Annotated in this window: 21 protein-coding genes; 16 read left to right on the forward strand and 5 right to left on the reverse strand. The window is 36.8% G+C overall.

Annotation, left to right across the window (positions count from 1 at the left end):
• From rpoC to M2306_RS17075, 8 genes are all read left to right on the forward strand, one after another.
• A complete protein-coding gene (gene rpoC / locus M2306_RS17040; RefSeq protein WP_259188829.1) occupies positions 1-4,296 on the forward strand; it encodes a DNA-directed RNA polymerase subunit beta' in 4,296 nt (1,431 codons plus the stop codon).
• A gap of 3 nt (positions 4,297-4,299) precedes the next feature.
• The gene (locus M2306_RS17045) at positions 4,300-4,611 is read left to right on the forward strand and encodes a DUF3467 domain-containing protein (protein WP_259188828.1); all 312 of its coding nucleotides are present in this window, start codon (positions 4,300-4,302) and stop codon (positions 4,609-4,611) included.
• Positions 4,612-5,654: 1,043 nt separating this feature from the next.
• Complete coding sequence (pdhA, locus tag M2306_RS17050; RefSeq protein ID WP_259188827.1) at positions 5,655-6,653, forward strand: pyruvate dehydrogenase (acetyl-transferring) E1 component subunit alpha; 999 nt, start codon at positions 5,655-5,657, stop codon at positions 6,651-6,653.
• Positions 6,654-6,662: 9 nt separating this feature from the next.
• Positions 6,663-8,279 carry a pyruvate dehydrogenase complex dihydrolipoamide acetyltransferase gene (locus tag M2306_RS17055; protein ID WP_259188826.1) on the forward strand — a complete coding sequence of 539 codons (1,617 nt, stop codon included), beginning with the start codon at positions 6,663-6,665 and terminating at the stop codon, positions 8,277-8,279.
• A gap of 119 nt (positions 8,280-8,398) precedes the next feature.
• Positions 8,399-9,346 carry a M28 family metallopeptidase gene (locus M2306_RS17060; protein ID WP_259188825.1) on the forward strand — a complete coding sequence of 316 codons (948 nt, stop codon included), beginning with the start codon at positions 8,399-8,401 and terminating at the stop codon, positions 9,344-9,346.
• Positions 9,347-9,348: 2 nt separating this feature from the next.
• On the forward strand, positions 9,349-10,026 hold the full coding sequence (locus M2306_RS17065) for an SDR family NAD(P)-dependent oxidoreductase (RefSeq protein WP_259188824.1): 678 nt from the start codon (positions 9,349-9,351) through the stop codon (positions 10,024-10,026).
• A gap of 11 nt (positions 10,027-10,037) precedes the next feature.
• Complete coding sequence (locus M2306_RS17070; protein WP_002987555.1) at positions 10,038-10,661, forward strand: ImmA/IrrE family metallo-endopeptidase; 624 nt, start codon at positions 10,038-10,040, stop codon at positions 10,659-10,661.
• Positions 10,662-10,671: 10 nt separating this feature from the next.
• The gene (locus M2306_RS17075) at positions 10,672-11,742 is read left to right on the forward strand and encodes a mannose-1-phosphate guanylyltransferase (protein WP_259188823.1); all 1,071 of its coding nucleotides are present in this window, start codon (positions 10,672-10,674) and stop codon (positions 11,740-11,742) included.
• Between the two features lie 31 nt (positions 11,743-11,773).
• On the opposite strand, the gene M2306_RS17080 is transcribed toward M2306_RS17075, so the two are convergent.
• Genes M2306_RS17080 through M2306_RS17090 form a run of 3 tightly spaced genes read right to left on the reverse strand, consistent with a single transcriptional unit; the run spans position 11,774 to position 15,143 of the window.
• A complete protein-coding gene (locus tag M2306_RS17080) occupies positions 11,774-11,953 on the reverse strand; it encodes a hypothetical protein (RefSeq protein ID WP_498882902.1) in 180 nt (59 codons plus the stop codon).
• Positions 11,946-13,568, reverse strand: a complete 1,623-nt coding sequence (locus tag M2306_RS17085) for a cytochrome c peroxidase (RefSeq protein WP_498882903.1) — start codon at positions 13,566-13,568, stop codon at positions 11,946-11,948. Before M2306_RS17085 ends, M2306_RS17080 begins: the two co-directional genes overlap by 8 nt.
• Positions 13,569-13,628: 60 nt before the next feature.
• On the reverse strand, positions 13,629-15,143 hold the full coding sequence (locus M2306_RS17090; RefSeq protein ID WP_115091721.1) for a hypothetical protein: 1,515 nt from the start codon (positions 15,141-15,143) through the stop codon (positions 13,629-13,631).
• 222 nt (positions 15,144-15,365) lie between these two features.
• On the opposite strand from M2306_RS17090, the gene M2306_RS17095 reads away from it, so the two are divergent.
• Positions 15,366-16,100 carry a sterol desaturase family protein gene (locus tag M2306_RS17095; RefSeq protein ID WP_115091720.1) on the forward strand — a complete coding sequence of 245 codons (735 nt, stop codon included), beginning with the start codon at positions 15,366-15,368 and terminating at the stop codon, positions 16,098-16,100.
• Positions 16,101-16,174: 74 nt separating this feature from the next.
• Here M2306_RS17095 and purE read toward each other — a convergent pair whose 3' ends face one another.
• Positions 16,175-16,657 (reverse strand): 5-(carboxyamino)imidazole ribonucleotide mutase, encoded by a 483-nt coding sequence (gene purE, locus M2306_RS17100; protein ID WP_002987549.1) that lies wholly within the window; start codon positions 16,655-16,657, stop codon positions 16,175-16,177.
• Positions 16,658-16,660: 3 nt separating this feature from the next.
• Positions 16,661-17,815: a 5-(carboxyamino)imidazole ribonucleotide synthase gene (locus M2306_RS17105; RefSeq protein WP_115091719.1), complete on the reverse strand. Its 1,155-nt coding sequence runs from the start codon at positions 17,813-17,815 to the stop codon at positions 16,661-16,663.
• A 607-nt stretch (positions 17,816-18,422) separates the two neighbouring features.
• Here M2306_RS17105 and hpt point away from each other — a divergent pair.
• The 7 genes from hpt (at position 18,423) to M2306_RS17140 (ending at position 25,413) form a co-directional block, all read left to right on the forward strand.
• Entirely contained in the window at positions 18,423-18,956 is a 534-nt protein-coding gene (gene hpt, locus M2306_RS17110; RefSeq protein WP_002987547.1) for a hypoxanthine phosphoribosyltransferase, read from the forward strand.
• A 33-nt stretch (positions 18,957-18,989) separates the two neighbouring features.
• Entirely contained in the window at positions 18,990-19,565 is a 576-nt protein-coding gene (locus M2306_RS17115; RefSeq protein ID WP_002987546.1) for an adenylate kinase, read from the forward strand.
• A 53-nt stretch (positions 19,566-19,618) separates the two neighbouring features.
• The gene (gene obgE / locus M2306_RS17120; RefSeq protein WP_259188815.1) at positions 19,619-20,620 is read left to right on the forward strand and encodes a GTPase ObgE; all 1,002 of its coding nucleotides are present in this window, start codon (positions 19,619-19,621) and stop codon (positions 20,618-20,620) included.
• Positions 20,621-20,793: 173 nt separating this feature from the next.
• Positions 20,794-23,112, forward strand: a complete 2,319-nt coding sequence (locus tag M2306_RS17125) for a putative monovalent cation/H+ antiporter subunit A (RefSeq protein ID WP_259188814.1) — start codon at positions 20,794-20,796, stop codon at positions 23,110-23,112.
• Positions 23,093-23,533: a Na+/H+ antiporter subunit B gene (locus M2306_RS17130; protein WP_115091716.1), complete on the forward strand. Its 441-nt coding sequence runs from the start codon at positions 23,093-23,095 to the stop codon at positions 23,531-23,533. The genes M2306_RS17125 and M2306_RS17130 overlap by 20 nt, the downstream gene beginning before the upstream one ends.
• Positions 23,534-23,551: 18 nt before the next feature.
• Positions 23,552-23,905: a Na+/H+ antiporter subunit C gene (locus M2306_RS17135; RefSeq protein ID WP_002987540.1), complete on the forward strand. Its 354-nt coding sequence runs from the start codon at positions 23,552-23,554 to the stop codon at positions 23,903-23,905.
• Positions 23,902-25,413: a proton-conducting transporter transmembrane domain-containing protein gene (locus tag M2306_RS17140; protein WP_259188811.1), complete on the forward strand. Its 1,512-nt coding sequence runs from the start codon at positions 23,902-23,904 to the stop codon at positions 25,411-25,413. Before M2306_RS17135 ends, M2306_RS17140 begins: the two co-directional genes overlap by 4 nt.

Raw genomic sequence — 25,413 nt, forward strand, 5'->3', positions numbered from 1 at the left:
ATGAATAGAAATAAAGAGAAAAATACCGTAAAAAGGTTTAATAAAATCTCAATTGGTTTAGCTTCACCTGAATCGATTCTTGCTGAATCAAGAGGGGAAGTTCTAAAGCCAGAAACAATTAACTATCGTACGCATAAACCAGAACGTGATGGTTTATTCTGCGAGCGTATTTTTGGACCTGTAAAGGATTACGAGTGTGCTTGTGGTAAGTATAAAAGAATTCGCTACAAAGGGATCGTTTGTGACCGTTGTGGTGTTGAAGTTACTGAAAAGAAAGTACGTAGAGATAGAGTAGGGCATATCAACCTTGTTGTGCCTATCGCACATATTTGGTATTTCCGTTCTTTACCTAATAAAATTGGTTACATCTTAGGGCTTCCTTCTAAGAAGCTTGATATGATTATTTACTACGAGCGATATGTAGTAATTCAACCAGGTATTGCTAAAAATGCCGAGGGTGAACAATTAAATCGCCTTGATTTCTTAACAGAAGAAGAGTATTTGAATATTGCAGATTCTCTTCCGATGGAAAATCAATTCTTAGATGATAATGATCCAAATAAATTCATCGCTAAAATGGGTGCTGAATGTATCATGGATTTATTAGCAACAACTGATTTAGATCAATTGTCGTATACTTTGCGTCATGCTGCTAATAATGAAACGTCTAAACAAAGAAAAACTGAAGCATTAAAACGTCTTCAAGTGGTTGAGGCTTTCCGTGAATCAAACGAGAATCGCGAGAACAGACCAGAATGGATGATCTTAAAAGTTATTCCAGTTATTCCACCTGAATTACGTCCATTAGTGCCATTAGATGGTGGTCGTTTTGCAACGTCGGATTTGAACGATTTATATCGTCGTGTAATTATCCGTAACAACCGTTTAAAACGATTAATGGAAATTAAAGCTCCTGAAGTAATCCTACGTAATGAAAAACGTATGCTTCAAGAGGCTGTGGATTCATTGTTCGATAACACTAGAAAATCTTCTGCTGTTAAAACAGAATCTAACCGTCCATTAAAATCATTATCTGATTCATTAAAAGGTAAACAAGGACGTTTCCGTCAAAACTTACTAGGTAAGCGTGTGGATTATTCTGCTCGTTCGGTAATTGTCGTTGGACCTGAATTGAAATTATATGAATGTGGATTGCCAAAAGATATGGCAGCTGAACTTTACAAACCTTTTGTTATCCGTAAGTTGATTGAAAGAGGAATTGTGAAAACAGTAAAATCTGCGAAGAAAATTATTGATAAAAGAGAACCAGTAGTTTGGGATATCTTAGAAAACGTAATTAAAGGTCACCCAGTTCTATTGAACCGTGCTCCTACGTTGCACCGTTTAGGTATTCAAGCATTCCAACCTAAATTGATTGAAGGTAAAGCGATTCAGTTGCACCCATTAGTGTGTACGGCGTTTAACGCGGATTTCGATGGTGACCAGATGGCCGTTCACTTACCGTTAGGCCCTGAGGCAATCTTGGAATCTCAATTATTAATGTTGGCTTCACATAATATTTTGAACCCAGCGAATGGTGCACCTATTACAGTACCTTCTCAAGACATGGTACTTGGTCTTTACTATATGACTAAGTTACGTAAGTCTACACCAGAAGAAATTGTAAAAGGAGAAGGATTAATATTCTACTCTGTAGAGGAAGTACACATCGCAATCAACGAAGGGAAACTTGACTTGAATGCTGGGGTAAAAGTACGTGCTAAAGATTATAACGAAAAAGGTGAATTAGCGTATAGAATCATTGAAACAACGGCTGGACGTATTTTGTTCAACGAGGTAGTTCCTGAAAAAGCAGGTTATATCAATGAGGTATTAACGAAAAAATCACTTCGTGATATTATTGGAGGTATTTTAGCTACAACTGATGTACCTACAACAGCTGCATTCTTAGATGATATCAAAGGAATGGGGTATGGTTACGCTTTCCGAGGAGGATTATCATTCAGTTTAGGTGATATTATCGTTCCAGAGAAAAAACAAGATTTGATTGATGATGCAAACCAACAAGTAGATCATATTACAATGAACTATAACATGGGGCTTATCACAAATAATGAGCGTTATAACCAAGTTATTGACGTTTGGACTTCAACGAACGCCATGTTGACTGAATTAGCAATGAAGAACATTCGCGAAGATAAACAAGGATTTAACTCAGTATACATGATGTTGGATTCTGGAGCGAGGGGTTCTAAAGAGCAGATTCGTCAGTTAACAGGTATGCGTGGTTTGATGGCTAAGCCGAAAAAATCAACAGCAGGTGGTGGTGAAATTATCGAAAACCCGATTCTTTCTAACTTTAAAGAAGGTCTATCGATTTTAGAGTATTTCATTTCTACACACGGTGCTCGTAAAGGTCTTGCGGATACGGCGTTAAAAACAGCGGATGCTGGATATTTAACTCGTCGTCTACATGACGTTGCACAAGATGTTATCGTTAACTCTGTAGATTGTGGTACTTTAAGAGGTATTGATGTAATGCCATTAAAGAAAAACGAAGAGGTAATCGAAACGTTAGGAGAAAGAGTATTAGGACGTGTTGCGTTAAACAACGTAATTAATCCATTAAACTCAGAAGTAATTGTTGGTGCTGGTGAGGAAATCACTGAAGCTATTGCTAAAGCAATCAACGCTGCTCCTATCGAATCAGTTGAAGTTCGTTCTCCATTAACTTGTGAGGCTAAAGTTGGTATCTGTGCAAAATGTTATGGACGTAACTTAGCTACGGCTAGAATGGTTCAAAAAGGGGAAGCTGTAGGAGTTGTTGCTGCTCAATCAATTGGGGAGCCAGGTACACAGTTAACACTGAGAACGTTCCACGTAGGGGGTACGGCAGGTAATATTTCTGAAACATCTACAATCAACACTAAATTCAAAGGTCGTTTAGAGATCGAAGAACTTAGAACAGTTGAAGGTGAAGATAATGATGGAAAACCAATTAATATTGTAATTTCTCGTTCTACAGAGGTGAAATTGTTTGACCCAAATACTGGAATTTTGTTAACTACAAATAATATTCCTTATGGTTCTACAATTTACGTAAACGATGGTGATGTGGTTGAAGAAGGAACTTTAATCTGTAAATGGGACCCTTATAACGGTGTAATCGTTTCTGAGTTCACAGGTAAAGTGGCTTACGAAGATATCGAGCAAGGACAAACGTTCATGGTTGAAATCGATGAGCAAACAGGTTTCCAAGAGAAAGTAATTAGCGAATCAAGAAACAAAAAATTAATTCCTACTTTATTAATTTATGGTAAAGATGGTGAGTTAATTCGTTCATACAACTTACCAGTAGGTTCTCACTTAATGGTAAACGATGGGGAGAAAATTAAAGCTGGTAAAGTATTAGTTAAGATTCCTCGTCATACATCAAAAGCAGGGGATATTACAGGAGGTTTACCTCGTATTACAGAGCTTTTAGAAGCGCGTAATCCGTCGAATCCAGCTGTGGTTTCTGAAATTGATGGAGTTGTATCTTTCGGTAAAGTGAAGAGAGGTAACAGAGAAATCGTTGTTGAATCTAGAACAGGTGACGTAAGAAAGTATTTAGTTAAACTTTCTAACCAAATCTTAGTACAAGAGAATGACTTCGTAAGAGCTGGTGTACCTTTATCAGATGGAGCAATTACTCCAGATGATATTTTACGTATCCAAGGACCTTCTGCTGTACAGCAGTACTTAGTAAACGAGATCCAAGAGGTGTACCGTTTACAAGGGGTAAAAATTAATGACAAACACTTTGAGGTTGTTATTAGACAAATGATGCGTAAAGTTCAAATCCAAGATCCAGGAGATACCTTGTTCTTAGAAGATCAATTAGTTCACACAAGTGACTTTATCGTTGAAAACGATCGTTTATTCGGTATGAAAGTAGTTGTTGATGCTGGTGAATCTGAGAACTTGAAAGAAGGACAAATTGTTTCAATGAGAGAATTACGCGATGAGAATTCATTATTAAAACGCGAAGATAAAAACCTAGTGATTTCTAGAGATGTTATGCCAGCAACTGGTACACCAATTCTACAAGGTATTACTAGAGCTTCCCTACAAACGAAGTCATTTATCTCTGCAGCGTCGTTCCAGGAAACTACAAAAGTATTAAACGAAGCAGCAGTTGCTGGTAAGATTGATACATTAATGGGATTAAAAGAAAACGTTATTGTTGGACATAGAATCCCTGCAGGTACTGGTATGCGTGAGTATGAAAGTATCATTGTTTCTTCAAATGAAAACGGAGATTTATTAACGCAAGAACAAGAATTAAATTTCTAAACCATGGCTGAAGAACAAAATAATTTCAACATTGAGTTGGATGAAGTAACGGCAGAAGGAACCTATTCAAATCTGGCAATAATCAATCATTCAAATACTGAATTTGTTGTCGATTTTGTTAACATTATGCCAGGTGTACCAAAAGCAAAAGTGAAGTCGAGAATCATCTTAACTCCACAACATGCAAAAAGACTTTTACGAGCTCTAGAAGATAATATCAATAGGTTTGAACAGTCAAATGGTGAGATCAGAGATTATGAAACTAGTAATAATACAATGCCACCGATTAATTTTGGACCCAAAGGAGAAGCTTAATTAGCGCTATATAGAAAAGCCTCGCACGAAAGTGCGAGGCTTTTTTTATGTTTACTGAGGAATGACGCCGTTTGACAAAAATGATGGTTTACAATTTCTTGATGTTTTCGTTGCATGTATTTGTAAAAAGGTGAAATGTTATCCTAGTATTAAAGTTGTTAGGATGACGCTTTAATTGTCTTTTTACTGCTGTAGCGGCCGTTTTTATGCTAAATGTGAGGTTTATATTCCCGAGGGGAGGATTGTATTGCATTGTTTGTTTAAAATTGGGGAGTTGGTCTGAAAGTATAGGAGAATCAAATCCACTTGTTGAACGTGATGTAGCTTGGATTTCATAACCTAAAATTGATATAGGTTAACTATAGCTTAATCCAATTTTATTGGAATTACCACCGAAATAGATTTGTTTTGTTCTAGCAAAATGAAAGAACTACGCAACACAACGTGTATAGGTGTAAGTGTAAGGAAATACAAAAATAGCAAAGCTAAATGTGAGCGATAGTGCATTTCATCTGACCTTACAATAAAGCCAAAATTAGGATAGTCGTTGTTACCACCCGGTTTATATTCGTATAAAAAGAAAGTAATGACCTAATTTATATTTTATTTTAAGCGTGAATCGAGCCCTTTGAAGAGAAATTCTCTAGAAGGGCTTATTTTTTGGAATAAAGAGAACCTTTAGACGGGGAGATGAGAAAGAATTTAAGGTTTAATTCTAGGGAGAAATTACGGTGAATTTTAGGAATAGAAAGTAGAAGTAAATTTGGACTACTTCTTTCGTATAAAAAAGAGGAAAGGACTGTGAATAATTGGATGAAAAGGAGATTGTGGGGCTATATTTGTAGTAGTGTTAAGGGGATATGTTTAGCTAAAATTAAATATTTTCTTAAAATATATAAAGAATAATAACTGTAATTTAAAATACTTCAAATAAATTTTTCAATCTAAAGTAGATGTGCTATTTTTGCCTTTCCACAGTATAGTGGGTATTTAGCAAAGTCTGTATTTAGAGTAGCTGATCTACTCATGAAAAGTAAAGTCATATGAAAGAAATTACAAAAGAAGTTTATCTAAAGTGGTATGAAGACATGCTATTTTGGAGAAAGTTTGAAGATAAACTTGCCGCTTTATATATTCAACAAAAAGTAAGAGGATTCTTACACTTGTATAATGGGCAAGAAGCTGTTTTGGCTGGAGCTTTACACGCAATGGATTTGTCAAAAGACAAAATGATTACAGCATACAGAAATCACGTACAACCAATCGGATTGGGTGTTGACCCAAGAAGAATCATGGCAGAGTTGTTAGGAAAAGGAACAGGTACTTCTCAAGGTTTGGGAGGATCGATGCACATCTTTTCTAAAGAACACAACTTCTATGGTGGACACGGTATTGTAGGTGGACAAATTCCTTTGGGAGCTGGATTAGCATTCGCAGATAAATATTTTGATAGAAAAGCAGTAACCATGTGCTACTTCGGTGATGGTGCAGCGCGTCAAGGATCATTGCATGAGACTTTCAATATGGCAATGAACTGGAAATTACCAGTTGTATTTATTATTGAAAATAATGGATATGCAATGGGAACTTCTGTTGAGCGTACAGCAAATCACTCGGAAATCTGGAAATTGGGATTAGGATATGAAATGCCTAGTGGACCAGTAGACGGAATGAACCCAGTAAAAGTAGCAGAAGCTATGTACGAAGCAATCGAAAGAGCGCGTCGTGGAGATGGACCTACTCTACTAGAAATGAAAACATACCGATACAGAGGTCACTCGATGTCGGATGCACAAAATTACCGTTCAAAAGAAGAGGTTGAAGAATACAAAAAAATAGATCCAATTACGCAAGTTTTAGATGTGATTAAAGCAAATGGTTACGCTACAGAAAGCGAAATCTCGGCTATGGATCAACGTGTGAAAGACTTAGTAGTTGAATGTGAGAAGTTCGCTGAAGAGTCTCCGTTCCCTGAGTTGAACGTAATGTACGACGTAGTATACGATCAAGAGAATTATCCTTTTTTACCTCATAGATTATAATAAAATAATATGGCAGAAGTAATTACAATGCCACGCTTAAGCGACACCATGACAGAAGGTGTTGTTGCAGCTTGGTTAAAGAAAGTTGGAGATAAGATTTCTGAAGGAGATATCCTTGCTGAAATCGAAACAGACAAAGCAACAATGGAATTTGAATCTTTCTATGAAGGAACATTGTTATACATTGGATTACAAGAAGGAGAAGCTGCTCCAGTTGACTCGCTTCTTGCTATTATTGGAAATGAAGGTGAAGATATTTCTGCTTTAATTGGCGGAGGTGCGGCTCCAGCTGCTGAAAAAGTAGCAGAAGTTGAAGCTCCCAAAGCAGAGGAAAAAACCACTACTGCAGCACCAGCTATTCCAGCAGGTGTGAAAGTAATCACGATGCCGCGTTTAAGTGATACGATGACAGAAGGAACTGTGGCTAGCTGGATTAAAAAAGTAGGAGATAAAATTGAAGAAGGTGATATTTTAGCGGAGATTGAGACAGATAAAGCAACAATGGAATTTGAAGCTTTCGAATCAGGAACGTTATTATACATTGGAATACAAGAAGGTGAATCAGCGCCTATTGATAGCGTATTAGCTATTTTAGGGCCTGCAGGAACTGATGTTACTGCTATAGTTGAAGGAGCGAAAAACGGTGGAGTTGCTACAACAGCAGCTGAGACGCCAGTTGAAGCACCAAAAGCAGCGGAATCTGTAGCAGCACCAGTTGCAACAGAAACTGCAACAGGAGGAAGAGTATTCGTTTCACCTTTAGCTAAAAAGATAGCTGAAGAGAAAGGAATTAACTTGGCTCAAGTAAAAGGTTCAGGTGAAAACGGACGTATTATCAAACGCGACGTTGAAAACTTTGCCCCAACAGCAGCGCAAACAGCTGCCCCAGTTGCACAAGCAACGGCAACAGTAGCGGCAGTACAACCATTTATTCCTGCTGGAGAAGTAAGTTCAGAAGAAGTGAAGAACTCGCAAATGCGCAAAACAATTGCACGTCGCTTAGCAGAATCTAAATTTACTGCCCCTCACTATTATTTAACAATCGAAATTGACATGGATAACGCTATGGCTTCTCGTAAGTTAATTAATGAATTACCTGACACAAAAGTATCGTTCAATGATATGGTGGTTAAAGCTTGTGCAATGGCCTTGCGTAAACACCCTCAAGTAAATACACAATGGACTGATAATGCTACTATTTACAACCACCACATCAATGTTGGAGTTGCAGTAGCGGTAGAAGATGGATTAGTAGTGCCTGTATTGCCTTTTACAGACCAAATGTCGTTAACTCACATTGGAGCAAAAGTAAAAGAATTAGCAGGTAAAGCGAAAACGAAAAAACTTACACCTGCAGAAATGGACGGTAGTACGTTTACAGTTTCTAACTTAGGAATGTTCGGAATCCAATCGTTTACTTCAATTATCAACCAGCCAAACTCTGCAATTTTATCTGTAGGAGCTATTGTTGAAAAACCAGTAGTGAAAAACGGACAGATTGTAGTTGGTAATACAATGACTGTTACATTGGCTTGTGATCACAGAACAGTAGATGGTGCTACAGGAGCACAATTCTTACAAACATTAAAAAGTTATATTGAAAACCCAGTTACGATGCTGGCGTAATCAAAAAATATAGAATTGAAATAAAAAGCTTGCATTTTGCAGGCTTTTTTTTGTTTTTTTAGTATTAGTTTCTACGAAAAGGCTGTAAAATACCAAGTGTATTTTGTATTTTTGATACCATGTTTAAAGTGAGATATTTTAGTTTTTTATTAGCGATTTTAGCTACTTCATGTGGTGTATCGTCTAAACTGTCAAGTGAACAGGAAAGAGAGGTTTCTGCATTGAAAATTCAAACTACCTTGAATTATTTAGCTTCGGATGAATTGCTAGGTAGAGATTCTGGACAGGATGGAAATGTACAAGCTGCTACATATTTAGCGAAAGAACTTCAAGCGTATGGCATCAAACCGTATTTTACAAGCTATGAAGATAAGTTAGTAGAAGTGGAAAATACGTGGAATGTGGTTGGGGTTATTCCTGGACAAGATCCTGAATTGAAGAATGAAGTTGTTGTCTTAGGAGCACATTATGACCATATCGGTATTCAAAAACCAGTAGCAGGAGATTCTATTGCAAATGGAGCAAATGACAATGCTTCGGGAGTGAGTATCGTATTAGAGCTAGCGCGAAATCTAGCAAAAAAAGAAATGAAACGCACAGTTTTAGTTTGTTTCTTTACTGCGGAAGAATTAGGGCTTTTAGGTTCAACGCACTTAGCGAATCGATTAAAGGAAGAAGACGTAAATGTCGTTATGATGTTGAACTTTGAGATGCTAGGGGTTCCAATGCAACGAGAATATACAACCTTTATTACTGGATATGACCAAAGTAATTTGGCAACCAAAATAAATGAAATAGCAGGCGAAAATTTAGCTGGACGATTTGAGGATGCAGAAGCAATGCAATTGTTTAAGCGTTCTGATAATTATCCTTTTTATTCAGCCTTTACTATACCAAGTCAAACCTTCAGTTCTTCTGATTTTGAGAATTTCAAATACTATCATCATGTCAAGGATGAAGCGCATTTGATGGATGTACCCTTTATGACAGAACTAACTAAAAAATTTATTCCTGTCGTAGAAAAATTGATTAACTTACCTTCTGGTGAAATTAGATTGAAAAACTAAAGATGAAACATATAATTGTTACGGGAACAAGCCGCGGTATTGGTTTAGAAACCGCAAAAATATTAGCGAGCAGAGGACATAAGATTTTAGCCGTTTCTCGAAAAAAAGCAGCTGAATTAGTAGCTTATAAAAATGTTACCTGTCTAGAAATAGATCTTACTATTGAGGCAGATCTTCAAAAAGTAAGCAACTATGTAGCTACGGAATGGGGGCATATTGATATTCTGATAAATAATGCAGGGGCTTTAGTAAATAAACCTTTTGAAGAAATCACAACAGAAGAATTCGAATGGGTATACAAAGTCAATGTATTTGGTTTGGCACGTTTAGTACAATTGTGTATTCCGCATTTTGTAGTAAATAGTCATGTTGTGACTATTAGCAGTATGGGCGGAGTACAAGGAACAATGAAATTTGGTGGTTTAGCGGCTTATAGTTCAAGTAAAGGAGCAGTTATCATCTTAAGTGAATTGTTAGCAGAAGAATACAAAGAGATGGGAATTGCATTTAATGTGATTGCCTTAGGAGCAGTTCAAACAGAAATGTTAGAAGAAGCTTTTCCAGGGTATCAAGCTCCTTTGATGCCAGAGGAAATTGGAGAATACATAAGTGATTTTGCACTTACAGGAAATAAATATTTTAATGGTAAAGTACTACAAGCATCTAGTACGACTCCTTAAAAATAAATAGATTGATTACGATACTCAGGCCTTATTTACCGGAATCAGCCTTAGAGGCAGCTTTTGAATTAATCAAGCATTACCACATTCATTTGAAAATAGTGAATGAAAGAGTAACGCGACATGGGGATTATACTAGAGGATTAGATGGCAAGCATTTAATTACCATCAACTCCAATTTAAATCCCTATCGCTTTTTAATGACTTTAATTCACGAGATCGCTCATTTGGTTGCTTTTCAAAAATATGGACGTCATATCAAGCCACATGGAGTGGAGTGGAAACAAACGTTTCGCTTGCTTATGTTGCCTTTTTTAAGACCAGAGGTTTTCCCAGATCGATTGTTGCCTCTTTTGGCTAATCATTTTAGAAACCCTTCGGCAAGTAGCGATACTGATGAACGCTTGTCGATTGCCATGCGCATGTACGATAAAGTAGAAAAAAGTAGCAACCATTGTTTTGTATATGAAATTCCTTTGGGAAGCCATTTTAAAACCTATAATGGCAAAGTGTTTAAACGCGGTCCATTGCGTGTAAAAAGATTTGAGTGTTTAGAAGTAGCAACAGGGCGATTATTTGTCTTTAAGGCAAACGCTGAAGTTGAAATGATGACACATTATGTTGTAAAACAATAAGAAGAATAGTATGAGTTCGAATTATTATGCTGTTGTAATGGCGGGAGGAGTTGGTTCGCGTTTTTGGCCAGTAAGTACTCCAGAATTTCCTAAACAGTTCCACGATATGTTGGGATCAGGTGAAACACTGATTCAAAAAACATTCATGCGATTGTCTCAGTTAATACCGAAAGAGAATATCTTGATCTTAACCCATGAGAATTACAAAACAATTGTTCAGGAGCAATTGCCTTCAGTAGAACCCGATAATATCATTTTAGAACCTGCCATGCGAAATACCGCACCGTGTATTTTGTATGCTGCAATGAAAATTAAAAAACTCAATCCCGATGCAGTGATGGTCGTTGCACCAAGTGATCACTGGATAGAAGATGAACTTCAATTTGTATCGAATTTACAACGTACGTTTGATGTTTGTGAAAGAGATCAAGTATTGATGACATTGGGAATTTTACCTACTTTTCCTAACACAGGATATGGGTATATTGAATTTAATAAATTGGATTCTAGACCCATCAAAAAAGTAGTACAATTCAGAGAGAAACCGGATTATGTAACCGCAAGAAAGTTTATTCAAAGTAGACATTTTCTGTGGAATTCAGGAATTTTCGTGTGGAGTGTGAGTGCAATATTGGATGCGTTTTCGAATTTTCAACCAGAAATGACCGCACTTTTTGAGGCGGGTTATGATTTGTTTAATACAGATCAAGAGAAAGCGTACATTGACGAGCATTATTCAGAAGCAGAGAATATCTCTATTGATTATGCGGTGATGGAAAAAGCCAATAATGTTTATGTTTTACCCGCAACTTTTGATTGGAATGATTTAGGAACTTGGGGATCGTTATACGAAAAACTGCCAAAGGATATTTCAGACAATGCAGTGGTAAATGCTCAGGTGTATTTCAATAATGCAACCAACAACATCGTGCGCACCGATAAAGGAAAGTGCGTAGTGGTTGATGGATTAAATGATTACATTGTAGTAGACAAAGAAGATATCCTCTTAATCTATCCAAAGAAAAAAGAACAAGAAATTAAAACGGTTAGTCAATACATAACGACTAAAAAAGAGAAATAAAAAAAAGTCCTTGGCATGCCAAGGACTTTTTTTATGCTTGATCACTTAGTGCCTTCATAAAGGCTACTATAGCTTGAATTTCTTGATCGGTTAAATCTAACGGGGTGTCAGGAAGGGTTTGATTTTCTACATCCAATCCTAAGCCCAGACCACCTCCTTTGTTGTAGAAGTCCATAACTTCTTCAAGCGTTTCATATACTCCATTATGCATATAAAGGACCACTTTCGTTGATATTTCGAACGGTAGGTGTTTTAAATGAGTGCTTCAATTGGTCCAAATCCGTATTGAATACATAACGCCCCAAATCACCATCTAATTGGGTACCTGCTTTGTCTTTTGGAACACCGAGAATCTCTTGCTCAGAACTTCTGAAGTAAGGAGAAACAGTTCCATTAAATACAGGCAAAAAGTGACAAGTAGCACATTGAGCTTTTCCTACAAATAGATTAAACCCTTGTTGTTCTTGCGCGGTCATAGCTGTTTTATTTCCTCTCATATATTGATCAAATCGAGAGTTGAAAGTAGAAAGCGAACGGATATAAGAAGCCAGCGCATTTTCTACTTGCCAAACAGCAATCGGAGCATCGGTTTGATAGGCTTGAGCAAAGTGTTTTTTATAGGTCTCACTTTGATTTAATACCTGGACAATCTCTTGTAAATTACCGTGCATCTCATCCTTATTGGTAATGACATCTGACGTTTGACTTTCTAGTGTCACACTGCGCATATCCCAAAATTGGCCGTGATAGTAAGCGGCATAATTTAAAGATAAAGCATTTCTGTGTAAAGGATTCCCAGTTAAATCCAGTGAGGTTTTTCTGTTTTCACTGAAAGCTTTATCAGGATGGTGGCAAGTGGCACAACTTCTCGTGTTCTCTTTCGATAATTGCTGATCAAAAAACAATTCCTTCCCTAACGCAATTTTAGTTGATGTTGGATAATAAGTACTATCCGGTAAAAAAGCATTGAGATTAATCGTATTGGCATCGAGTAAAGAACCTGTTTCACCGCCAATGACTTGATTGGTTTGTAAAAAAGGAATCGCTAATTCGCGTTGTAAAGTAACAATCTCTTGGGCTAATGGATCCAAATACTTCAAAATGAAGGTAAGGTAGTCAAAGGAGTTTTTAGCAGGATTAGTCTGGCATAAGGCAATTGCTTCTGTTAGCAATTGATCGATTGTCGCATAGGCTTGTGTGTGAGTCCATGCCTTAGAGGTTTGTATCGCCTGACCAACGCCTGATAAACTAGCGGTCGCTTCGATAAATTGCAGTTTACTTGCAGGGGTATCAAAACCTGTAATACCTAAAGTAGTGATTTGGAAAATCTCCAATTTCAGAGCCTCTAATACAGAAGCAGGTTCAAAGGTTATTGCCTCAAAGTTTTTGTGGATTTTGTTTGATAAGTTTTTGAGCTTTCGCGCTTGTATCAACAATTCTTCTTTTGAGGTGCTATCATAGACGGGATAAAGGAATTCTTCGACCACTTGAAATCCTTCTGCAGGAATGAATTTGTTTTCGTCTAAATCGAGTTGATCTAATGCAGGGCCGTTAATAGCCGCTGCTGTATGTGGTAGAAAATAGGATACCGCCCATTCAATTTTTTTATAAGCAAGTCTGCTGGCAATAAACGTTTGTCTAATTTGCGTACTGTCTTGATTATGTTCTATAGCGTGAATAAGTTGGTCGATGTTGGAACTAAGTGTATCCACTTGTTCTACCAAATAAGTATTGTAAGTAAGGGATTGATAGGTGTCTTTTTTTTGACAACTTGTGATTCCAATTGCAAGCATAAGCAAAAGGAGGTAGGATTTTAGGTGCTGCATAGTATAAAAAAAGACACTTTACATGCTAGTTATAGCATGTAAAGTGTAGTAAATGGTTTATTATTTTTCGACGTTGCGAATGATTACGACTTGTCCGCCTTCTTTGTTTTTGTTTACGCCAGCTTTATCTGCGTTCATAAACTCCTCTTTTTGCCAAGTATGAGAGTGAATATTCACAGCAAACGTATTTGGAATCCCTGTTAAGTCAGAAATATCTTCCATAGCACCAAATTCCCAAGAACCAAACTTTTGTAAATTTCCTGATTGGTTGTAATTTGCTTGCCATTGCGCATCTTGTCTGTTGTGTTTCATGTTCAACCACGGCTTGTATGTTCCATCTGAAATTTTATATTGCCAGATATAAGAATCGTGTTTCGCATCTGCGTAGTAAGAATCACCGTCTTCTTGAATGTAAACGTAGTTTTCTGTTACACAAAGGTTATCAGGGTTGATAAGATTATGTCCTGGGTTGCTATCTCCTTCTGCCGCAACAGATAGTTTACCTGTTAGCATATTATTTTTGTCTAAAACTAATTTGTATACACGTCCCCACATGGTGAAGCCGTCTACTGGATTCCCACCACTAGCTTGTCCCGTTGCAGTGAAGTACATTTCGTTTCCTTTATTCGCTCCTTTGCGGTAATCGATGTCTTCTACACGTGAAAAACGAATCACACCCAACTCCATATTTTTTTGATTGATTTGTGCACCCGTTAGATTCTTAGCATTTGGGATTTCTACGAATTCTACATCATATTCCATTCCTTTCGTCATATCCATTTCCGTATATCCACCAGATTTTCTCTTTAGTGCATATAATTTTCCATCGTGTAAATCGCCTTGATTTCCTACATACATCAATAGTTGTCCTGCGCTTTGGTGGCTTGAACCATACCCTTGATCCTCTCCAATTACGATATAGGTTTTCCCTTTAGATACATCCATAGGTAAAGGAACAGCATTTTCCATACTCGCTTTTCCTAAAGCAGGTAAAACGCGATCTGTTGATGATTTTAAATCTGTTGAACCTAAAGGATCAATAGCATGTACCATACTTTCTTCACCAGATTCTCCTGCCGTTAAAAATACAGGACCGAATCCGTGTAGTTCTGGTTTAGCTAAGGTTGCGGAACACAAACGCGTGATTCCACCAATTCCATCTACAATATATTCTCCTTTGACAGGCTTGAAGGTTTTATCTAAATAAACACGAGAAACAGATTGCATGATTTCATGATTCGTAATCATTAAATAACCCTCTCCATTAGGATCTTTCATAAAACCAGCACCATCAGGTTGACCGCCAAATACAAATTCTGGAGATCCTTCTAATTGATCTTCACTAGAAATAAGAGAAAAGATTTCTAAGTTGCTAAAACCAGGCATTGCATAGACAAAGGCTGGAGTTTTAGAATGGTCTTTTAAAACCACAGGATTTTTAGGATCTACCGGTTTAGGCTCCTCTGTAACAGGATCTTTATCCGTTACTTTGTTGTCGTCATTGTTACACGATGTGGTAGCAAGGGTCAATAGGAAACTTGCAGTCAATACCGTTAGTGTGTTGTTTACTTTCATTTTTGTTTATTTTTGTTAGAGCAAACATAGGGGTTGAAAGTATCTGTAGGGTTATTGATACTTTACCAAATCTTTAACAAAAAAGAGTAGGGGTGTTGGTTTTTTAAGCGAGGAATTGACTTGGAAAAAGTAGAAGAAATACACTCAAAAGGGAGTTAAAACTTTTATTATCCACACATTAATGCGTACTTTGATTATTCCTATTTTATAAAAACAAAGGCAATGAATCCGATGGAAATGATATTAACTCAAGATTACCGCTCAATTGTAGGATTTGCATTCCTGCTTAATCTGGCCTTGATGTTGGGATCAATCTTGTTTTACCTCTTTTGGCATGCTTTAAAAAAGAGCCATACTGAAGTTAATGCGTATCAACCGATCGTTTCATCTGATGTTTGGGCGGTAGTGACGACATTGATTTGCAATATTGTCGTCTTTGTTTTAGGCGCTTTTTTGTGGAGAGAAGGATATTTGTCAGTTGATTTCAATAAAGAAAGTGTTGGGACAATATTCTTACAACTATTGATTTTGATTTTAGTAGTTGATTTTTGGATGTATGTCTTTCATAAACTAGCACATAGTAAATTCCTATATCGATTTATTCACGAAAAGCATCATGAACACGTAGGTGTAAACGCGTTAAGTCTATTTGTGCTTAGTCCTTTAGAGGCAACAGGCTTTGGGGTTATGTTGCTGGCCATCTTGCTGTGTTATCCCTTTCACTATCTCAGTGTAGGATTGTATTTTTTCATTAATGTAGTATGGGGAACCATTGGGCATTTTAATCGCGTACAAACTGTTGCACGTAAAGGATGGATGACTTGGCTAGGTACAGCAAGTTTTCACAATATGCACCATATTGAACCACAGAGGAACTTCGGATTTTACACCACCGTATGGGATCGATTATTTCAAACACATCGAGCAACAACGTATAAAGGGAATAATAAGGCATAAAAAAACCAGTAATTGCTATTACTGGTTTAGTATAAAGTTAAACGCACTTGGAAAAGTGCGTTTTGTTATTTGATTTATTGTTTAAGACTTGCTGCTGCTTTTAAAACTGCATCTCTTAATCCATTTTTATAAGCAATCATCTGATTGCGAATTTCTTCATTTTGGCTACCTAAAATTTGCAAAGCTAAAAGACCTGCATTTTTTCCACCATTTAGAGCCACTGTCGCTACAGGTACTCCACCTGGCATTTGTAAGATAGAAAGAACGCTATCCCATCCATCAATTGAATTGCTTGACTTTACAGGTACTCCAATTACAGGAAGTGGAGACATCGAAGCAACCATACCTGGTAAATGCGCTGCACCACCAGCTCCTGCAATAATAACTTGAATTCCTCTGTTGTGTGCGTGAGAAGAAAAATCAACTAATTTCTCTGGCGTACGGTGTGCTGAAACAATATCAACTTCCACTTCAACTCCAAATTCTTTGATTATATCGATGGCATCTTGCATGATAGGCATATCTGAAATACTGCCCATTACTACGGCTATTTTCATATCTTATTGACTGATTACTTTAATCGTTTCTTTTACTTTTTGAGCGATTTCTCTCGCTTTATTCATATCGCTATTTACGATAGTAACATGGCCCATTTTACGGAAAGGTCTTGTTTCTCTTTTACCATAAATATGAGGTGTAACTCCAGGAATAGCTAAGATTTCATTCATTCCCTCATAGTATACCTGTCCGGTGTGTCCTTCTGCACCTACTAGATTCACCATAACACCAGCAACTTTGCTATCTGTATTACCTAAAGGTAAGTCTAAAATAGCGCGGATGTGCTGTTCAAATTGTGAAGTATAACTCGCTTCAATAGAATAATGACCTGAATTATGAGGACGAGGAGCAACTTCGTTGACTAAAATTTCGTCCTCCTGTGTTTGAAACATCTCCACAGCTAATAATCCAACGTGGTTGAACTTCTCAGAAACCGTTAAGGCAATTGCTCGTGCTTTTTCTGCAACAGTTGCATCAATACGCGCTGGGCAGATTACATATTCGACTTGATTCGCCTCAGGGTGGAATTCCATTTCTACCACAGGAAAAGTTTTAATTTCTCCAGATGCTGAACGCGCTACAATCACAGCTAATTCATTTTTGAACGGAATCATAGTTTCAGCAATACACTCTACTTCTGGTAATGCAGTAAGATCTGCAATAGAACGAACAACTTTTACGCCGTTTCCATCGTACCCAAATTGTGCCGATTTCCATACAAATGGAACGGATACCGTTTGTTGATTTACTGCAGCAACTAAATCTGCTTTAGATGTAAAACGAACATAAGGAGCAGTAGGAATATGGTGTGAAGTATAGAAATCTTTTTGTTTGCCTTTGTTTTGAATCAAACGCAAGGTCTCAGGAGCAGGATATACTTTTACGCCTTCTTGCTGTAATTGATCCAACGCTTCTAGGTTCACTCCTTCAATTTCAATGGTTAAAACATCTACTTTTTTTCCAAAGCGATAAACCGTTTCATAGTCCATTAAGTCTCCTTGAAAAAATTGGTGTGCACCAAATTGTGCCGGAGCTTCTTTACTTGGATCTAATATGAAAGTAGCAATGTCAAATTTGCGTGTATCATATAAAAGCATTTTGCCTAGTTGTCCGCCTCCTAATATTCCCAAGCGAAAATCAGTTGAATAATAATTCATTGTGTTGTTGTAATTGTGTTTATGCAAAGATATACTAAATCAAATGGTGTACATAAAATAGAATCAAAAAAAGTGGTTTAGGCTTGAGATAAGATAATACTAGCTAGATGAACAAGCAATAAGGCGTGTAGTAGGAGAATGTAGTAGTTTTAACTTTTATTGATTTGTTTTATTGTTTTTTGAAACCGAACTTGTTTTTAATTCTAATACGCGAGTTTTATTAGTGTGAAAAAAAACTTAAAACAAAACTTGTTTAGTTAAAAAATTAACTTATATTTGAAATCGATATAACATGGTACAACGTATTAGAAGATAATATATACCCTTGATCTGGTGTATAAAAAATAATCTTAACAATAAAACTTATTAGCTTTGGTTTTAGAGTTAGATTGAATTAGTTTGTTTTAGACGTAGCGTTTGAAGAAAGCGCTACGTTTTTTTTGTTTATAGGTTCCGGTTTGTTCTTTGCGCGATTTTACCAACTTCAGCTTTTCATCCTCTCACTAAGCTCACCTAACAAAATGAATTTGTTTGGAATTCATCTGTTAAGGAGTATAAATGTGCTGTATCTTTTTTGTATATTTGCAAATTATCAATTCAATTGTTTATGGAAATTCAAGTTTTAGACAAGACTTTTGTTCCTTTTATTTCGGAAAAACAGATTCAAGAAAGATTAGGGGAGATAGCAAATGAGATTTTGCGTGATATGAATGGAGAAATACCAATCTTCATTGGTGTTCTGAATGGATCTTTCATGGTGGTTTCGGATTTAGTTAAGCAATATAAAGGCAGCTGTGAGATGAGTTTTGTAAAGATGGCTTCATACATCGGGACTCAATCAAGCAATCAAGTGAATCAACTTTTAGGTTTGGATATTGATGTAACGGATCGACGTGTAATTATTATTGAAGACATCGTGGATACCGGAAATACATTAGTAGCCCTAAAGAAACTTTTTGAACAACAACGTCCAAAAGAAGTTAGAATTTGTACGTTGTGCTTAAAGCCAGAAGCTTACACCAAAGACATTAAACTAGATTATGTCGCTTTTGAAATTGAAAATAAATTCATCGTGGGGTATGGGATGGATTATGATAAACACGGAAGAAACATTCCGGAAATTTATCAAATTAAAGAGTAATAAACAGTAACAGCATAAATAAAGTATAGTAGCATGATTGCAATAGTTTTATTTGGAAAACCTGGTGCAGGAAAAGGTACACAGGCAGAATTTCTTAAAGAAAAATACAATTTAACTCATATTTCTACCGGAGATGTGTTTCGTTATAATCTAAAAAATGGAACAGAATTAGGAAAACAGGCCAAGGTCTTTATGGATAGAGCAGAATTGGTACCAGATTCTATTACAATTGATATGCTTGCAGATGAAGTAGAAAAAAACATGGATAAGGCTGGGTTCTTATTTGATGGTTTTCCACGTACAATTCAACAAGCAGAAGCATTAGAAGCTTTATTAAAAGAAAAAAATATTCGTTTTGTAGGAACAGTTGGATTAGAAGCTAACGATGATGTTTTAGTACAACGTATCCTAGAAAGAGGAAAAACAAGTGGAAGAGCAGATGACCAAGATGAGAAAATCATCAGAAGTCGCTACGAAGAATACAACGAAAAAACAGCGCCATTAATTGACTATTATACAGGGAAAAACTGCTATAATTCAGTAGATGGTATCGGAACTGTTGAAGAGATTACAACGAGATTAAGCGGCGTAATTGACCGTTTGATTTAATCGATCTCTTGAATAAAAAAGACAAAAACAAAGAGAAGGTAATAAAATAAAAGATGACTGAAGGGAATTTTGTAGACTACGTAAAAATCTATGTGGCCTCTGGAAAAGGTGGAAGAGGTTCTACGCATTTACACCGTGAAAAATTTATTGAAAAAGGAGGTCCTGATGGTGGAGATGGTGGACGTGGAGGTCATGTCTATATTGTCGGTAACGAAGGACTATGGACGTTATATCACTTAAAATTCATGCGCCATATCAAAGCGGGGCACGGAGGTGATGGTGGTAGTTCAAGAAGTACAGGTGCTGACGGAGATGATCGAGTTATTGAAGTACCTTTAGGAACAGTTGTAAAAGATAAAGAAACAGGAGAAATTCTGTTCGAAATTACTGAACATAACGAGAAACGAATCCTTGGAAAAGGAGGAAAAGGAGGTTTAGGAAACTGGAATTTTAGAACGTCAACGAACCAAACCCCTCGTTATGCACAACCAGGTATGCCAGGAGAAGAACTCGATATTATTTTAGAGTTGAAAGTATTGGCGGATGTTGGTTTAGTAGGATTTCCAAACGCAGGTAAGTCAACGTTGTTATCCGTGCTAACTTCTGCAAAACCAAAAATTGCAGATTATCCTTTTACAACGCTAAAACCTAATTTAGGAATTGTGGCTTACCGTGATTTTAAATCTTTTGTGATTGCAGATATTCCTGGAATTATCGAAGGAGCTGCAGAAGGAAAAGGTTTAGGACATTATTTCTTACGTCATATTGAACGAAATTCTACCCTTCTTTTTATGGTGCCTGCGGATGCAGAAGACATTAAAAAAGAATACGAAATTCTTTTGGATGAGCTGAGACGATACAATCCTGAAATGTTGGATAAAGATCGTCTATTAGTCATTACCAAATCAGATATGTTGGATGCAGAGCTTCAAACAGAAATGAAAGCAGAATTAGATGAAGAACTAGAAGGAGTGCCTTATATGTTTATATCGGCAGTTGCTCAACAAGGTCTTCAAGAGTTAAAAGATAAATTGTGGCAAATGTTAAATAACTAGCCCTGAAAGCGAGATTTTAAAATCTCGCTTTTTTTGTGGCTATATCTGTTTAAAAATGGTTATAATTTTGTTAAAAACAGGCGCGTTATTTGGTTTTGATTCGTTTTTTTTTGATTTTTTTATATATTTACCCTCAATAGAAATATTTGAAAAAAGAGAAATAAAGCTCATTTATGCTATTCATTATTTTACTCACTTTTGTACTAGCTTTTAGTACACTTTTTTTGAAGGGGTTAGGACGTTCTAAGTTTACAGGATTATTAACTTTAATACCATTAAGTCTTTTCTTTTATTTCCTGTCCTATTTGCCAAAAATACAGTCAGGAAAAGAAGTCATGCTTTTTAGAAATGAATGGGTACCTTCCTTAGGTATCGCTTTTGACTTTAAACTAGATGGATTATCGCTCTTATTCTCCCTGTTGATTACAGGAATCGGAACACTCGTGTATTGGTATGCGTCTTACTATCTTAAAGGACATGTCTATATTCATCGATTTTTTGCCTACCTCGGACTCTTTATGGGCGCCATGCTTGGTGTCGTACTATCAGATAACTTAATTTCCCTATTTGTATTCTGGGAATTGACCAGTATTACTTCTTTCTTCTTAATCGGATTTAATAACGAAGAAGAGGATTCACGTAAAAGTGCACTATGGGCACTTGGAATTACAGGCCTAGGAGGATTTTTCTTGCTCTCCTTCGCTGCAGTGATGGGAAGTATTGCAGGAAGTTATTCCATTCATGAACTGCTAACGCAATCAGACTTCTTAAAAGAACATGCTTCTTATGGGGTGTTGTTGTTCTTCTTGTTCATGGGAGCCTTTACCAAGTCCGCTCAATTTCCTTTTCATTTTTGGTTGCCTGGAGCAATGAAAGCCCCTACACCCGTATCGGCTTATTTACACTCAGCAACTATGGTGAAAGCCGGAATCTATCTTTTAGCGCGTTTTACGCCTATTTTAGGAGATCATGTGTGTTGGAATACCACTTTGCAAGTAATCGGTGGTTTAACCATGTTATTTGGTGCTATACACTCGGTATTCCGAAAGGATATGAAAGGTATCCTCGCGTATACCACAATTTCAGCCTTAGGACTGATTGTTTTCTTACTTGGGGTAGGATCAGATAAAGCGATTTACGCAGCGAGTATCTTTATTCTAGTACACGCATTGTATAAAGCAACTCTTTTCTTGGTAACAGGAACGGTAGATCATCAAACGCATACTAGAGATATCAATCAACTAGGAGGATTGCGTAAAACAATGCCTGCTTTAGCGGGTGCTGCCTTGATTGCTGCTTTATCTAGTGCGGGAATTCCACTGACCTTTGGATTTATTGGAAAGGAAATCATCTATGATGCAACATATACCTATCCTATTAATGAATGGGCATTAGCCTTTACTGGAGCTGCTGTACTAACGAATATATTCTTGACAGCATCAGGTTTCCTCGTAGGGATTAAACCATTTTTTGGAAAAGTAAAAAAAGCGTGCCAAGATGTGCCTAAACCATCCATCCAAATGTGGTTGCCTCCTGTAATCTTAGCTGTGCTAAGCGTCGTATTTGGAGTATTGCCCCAATTGGTAAATGAAGGAGTACTTGCATCGGTAGTTCGAGCGATTGGTGGAAAACCAATCGATATGGAATTGGCCCTATGGCATGGATTCAATGAAATCGTTGCCCTAAGTGGTGGAACTATTCTCTTGGGGACTGCCTTGTATTTTGTGTTTAAAGGATACAAAAATTCATTAGCTGTAGTTTCGCCTTTCTACAACCTTTCTCCACAGCATATCTTCGGTTTTGCAGTTGAGAAATTCAGAGTATTTGCCTATACGTATACTCGATTATTCCAAAGTGGATATTTGCGTATTTATTTGATGGTGATTATTATATTCTTTATTGGTTTAGTAGGGTATAAGCTATTTGCAGATGTGCCTTTGCGTGTCAATACAGAAGGATTATCTGAATTTAGAGTGTATGAATTGGTTGTATTCTTAATTACGGTTGTTGCTATTTTCTTTGCAATCAATACACCATCTCGTCTGTCTGCCATTGCAGCAACAGGAGTAGTCGGGTATTGTATTTGTTTGATCTTTGTGTTTTACGGAGCACCTGATTTAGCCATGACACAGTTTGCAATCGATACGCTGACAGTGGTTTTATTTGTCTTGGTTTTATTTAAATTACCTGGTTTCTTAAAATTGAGTAATCGCAGAATCCAATTCAGAGATGCTGTGGTTTCCATCGCTTTTGGTGGATTAATTTCCCTAATTACTTTACAAGCCTTAGTATCTCCAGCAGATAAAGAGATCAGTAGATATTATGCTGAAAATGCATACATCTTAGCCAAAGGGAAAAACGTAGTAAACGTAATCCTTGTGGATTTTAGAGGATTTGATACATTAATTGAGACTATTGTACTTTCAATCGCTGCATTAGGAGTATATGGTCTTTTAAAATATAGAACGAAGGATGAGGAAATATCAGAATAAACACCACGTTTTAGATTCAACAATCTTGCGTACGGCAACCAATTATTTATTGCCTTTATTGATTCTGTTCTCCTTGTTTGTGTTGTTGAGAGGACATTATCTTTCTGGTGGAGGATTTGTAGGAGGATTAATCGCTTCTATTGCCTTCGTCTTGCACTCTTTTGCGTATAGTACTAAACAAACACTAGCCTTGTTTCAATTTTCGCCTATGCGTTTAATTGGTATCGGTTTGTCGTTGTCTATCCTAAGCGCAATATTACCCGTTTTTTTAGGGTTACCCGTGATGACAGGGGTATGGTTTGCTGAATCAGTTGCCGTTATCGGCGCAGTAGGTACCGCCTTGTTTTTTGATATCGGGGTTTATCTCGTTGTAATTGGTGTTGTGTTGACAATACTCTTTACCATCGCAGAAAATGTTTAATTAATTAGAAGCATTTACATGGAATTATTACTCGTAGTTTTAGTAGGTATATTATATTCTGCAGGCGTTTATTTAATGTTTCGCAGAAGTATGGTGAAGTTACTCCTCGGATTAATGATGTTGGGAAATGGTGCCAATATCCTTATTTTCTTAATGGGAGAATTAACCAAAGGAAAAGCACCAATTATTGATGAAGAACATAAACAGTTCTTTGATGCTTATGCCGATCCCGTGCCACAAGCACTAATTTTAACCGCAATTGTAATCAGTTTCGGTTTAACCGCTTTCGCTATTGTTTTATTGAATAAGGTATATAGTACAACCGGTACAGATGATTTAGATTCCCTTAATATTCAAGATTTAGATATATGATTTCAAACTTCATATTAGCGCCAATTTTTGCTCATATGTTTACGGCGGTTGTTTTATTAATTTTTTGGAAGAATGTCAAAATCCAAAAAATAATAAGTATCGTTGGTAATAGTATTGCTTTTCTGTTGTGTTGGAATTTATTTGCCGCAACGTGGGAACATGGCGCAATTACATTACAATTGGGGAGTTGGAAAGCTCCTTTTGGTATCACCTTTGTCGCTGATACACTGAGTGCGGTGATGGTACTCCTCACAGCAACCGTAGCACTAGCCGTAGGGATTTACTCTACATCTGCGATTAATATTAGCCGCATCAAATTCGGGTATTTTATTATTTTCCACTTTTTGATTATGGGATTGTTAGGTGCTTTCTTAACGGGAGACATCTTTAATTTATATGTTTGGTTTGAGGTCGTGATTATCTCTTCCTTTGTCTTGTTAACCTTGGGAGGTAAAAAAAGACAAATGGAATCTGCGGTCAAGTATGTGACCATGAATATGCTAGCTTCAACTATTTTCCTAACGGCTATTGGAATTTTATACGGAATTACGGGAAGTTTAAATATTGCCGATTTAGCGCATCAAGTGTCTATTGTTGAAAATAGAGGATTAGTGTCCGTAACGGCTTTGCTATTCTTTGTCGGGTTTGGTATTAAATCCGCCGTATTCCCGATGTATTTCTGGTTGCCTTCTTCTTATCATACACCGCCATCGGCAATTGGTGCTATTTTTGGTGGATTGTTGACTAAAATGGGAGTGTACTCCATGTTCAGAGTGTTTACCATTATATTTCAACCAGACGATTTTGTCTTAGGTGTTTTTGTGGTGATCGCTATTCTAACTATGATTAGTGGTGCTTTAGGGGCCATTAATAAAAGAAATATCCGCCGTATCCTTTCTTACTTTATTGTATGTCACATCGGATACTTAATTGCGGGATTTGGTTTATATACAGAACTCGCTTTTGTAGGGGTTGTCTTCTACTTAATTCACGATGTCATTGTAAAAAGTAACCTTTTTATGATGAGCGGATTGATACAGAAAATTAGAGAAACACAAGATATTAACCGTTTAGGAGGATTGTATAAAGACTATCCAAAATTGTCCATCTTGTTCGCTGTTATTTTGTTTTCTTTGGTAGGAATTCCTCCTTTATCTGGATTCTGGCCTAAAATCATGTTATTCCAAGAAGCATTCCGATTAGAACAGTACGTTTTATTAGGGACGTTAATCTTTGCGAGTTTCGTTACTTTATTTATCGTGGCGCGAATCTGGTCTGAAGTGTTTTGGAAAGACCTACCTAAACCCAATAGTGAAGAAATTGACCACTTTGCACCTTTTGTGAGCTCTGGAAAAGTAGCCTTAATTTTACCAGTAGTCGCCTTAGCAGGGGTATCCCTCTTTATAGGATTAAATGCGCCATTAATTTTCAAGGTTTCTGAACGTGTAGCACATGAAATGATGAATCCTTCGATATATATAGAATCAGTTTTACAAGGCATAAAATAA

The sequence above is a fragment of the Myroides gitamensis genome (genome assembly GCF_029894455.1).
GTDB lineage: Bacteria > Bacteroidota > Bacteroidia > Flavobacteriales > Flavobacteriaceae > Flavobacterium > Flavobacterium odoratum.

Coding starts and splice junctions, on each gene's coding strand:
- M2306_RS17090 (WP_115091721.1), bottom strand. CDS start 15,143: ATGAAAGTAAACAACACACTAACGGTATTGACTGCAAGTTTCCTATTG.
- M2306_RS17075 (WP_259188823.1), top strand. CDS start 10,672: ATGAGTTCGAATTATTATGCTGTTGTAATGGCGGGAGGAGTTGGTTCG.
- rpoC (WP_259188829.1), top strand. CDS start 1: ATGAATAGAAATAAAGAGAAAAATACCGTAAAAAGGTTTAATAAAATC.
- M2306_RS17135 (WP_002987540.1), top strand. CDS start 23,552: ATGGAATTATTACTCGTAGTTTTAGTAGGTATATTATATTCTGCAGGC.
- M2306_RS17065 (WP_259188824.1), top strand. CDS start 9,349: ATGAAACATATAATTGTTACGGGAACAAGCCGCGGTATTGGTTTAGAA.
- M2306_RS17060 (WP_259188825.1), top strand. CDS start 8,399: ATGTTTAAAGTGAGATATTTTAGTTTTTTATTAGCGATTTTAGCTACT.
- hpt (WP_002987547.1), top strand. CDS start 18,423: ATGGAAATTCAAGTTTTAGACAAGACTTTTGTTCCTTTTATTTCGGAA.
- pdhA (WP_259188827.1), top strand. CDS start 5,655: ATGAAAGAAATTACAAAAGAAGTTTATCTAAAGTGGTATGAAGACATG.
- M2306_RS17130 (WP_115091716.1), top strand. CDS start 23,093: ATGAGGAAATATCAGAATAAACACCACGTTTTAGATTCAACAATCTTG.
- M2306_RS17140 (WP_259188811.1), top strand. CDS start 23,902: ATGATTTCAAACTTCATATTAGCGCCAATTTTTGCTCATATGTTTACG.
- M2306_RS17055 (WP_259188826.1), top strand. CDS start 6,663: ATGGCAGAAGTAATTACAATGCCACGCTTAAGCGACACCATGACAGAA.
- M2306_RS17045 (WP_259188828.1), top strand. CDS start 4,300: ATGGCTGAAGAACAAAATAATTTCAACATTGAGTTGGATGAAGTAACG.
- M2306_RS17125 (WP_259188814.1), top strand. CDS start 20,794: ATGCTATTCATTATTTTACTCACTTTTGTACTAGCTTTTAGTACACTT.
- M2306_RS17080 (WP_498882902.1), bottom strand. CDS start 11,953: ATGCATAATGGAGTATATGAAACGCTTGAAGAAGTTATGGACTTCTAC.
- M2306_RS17105 (WP_115091719.1), bottom strand. CDS start 17,815: ATGAATTATTATTCAACTGATTTTCGCTTGGGAATATTAGGAGGCGGA.
- M2306_RS17115 (WP_002987546.1), top strand. CDS start 18,990: ATGATTGCAATAGTTTTATTTGGAAAACCTGGTGCAGGAAAAGGTACA.
- M2306_RS17085 (WP_498882903.1), bottom strand. CDS start 13,568: ATGCAGCACCTAAAATCCTACCTCCTTTTGCTTATGCTTGCAATTGGA.
- M2306_RS17095 (WP_115091720.1), top strand. CDS start 15,366: ATGAATCCGATGGAAATGATATTAACTCAAGATTACCGCTCAATTGTA.
- obgE (WP_259188815.1), top strand. CDS start 19,619: ATGACTGAAGGGAATTTTGTAGACTACGTAAAAATCTATGTGGCCTCT.
- purE (WP_002987549.1), bottom strand. CDS start 16,657: ATGAAAATAGCCGTAGTAATGGGCAGTATTTCAGATATGCCTATCATG.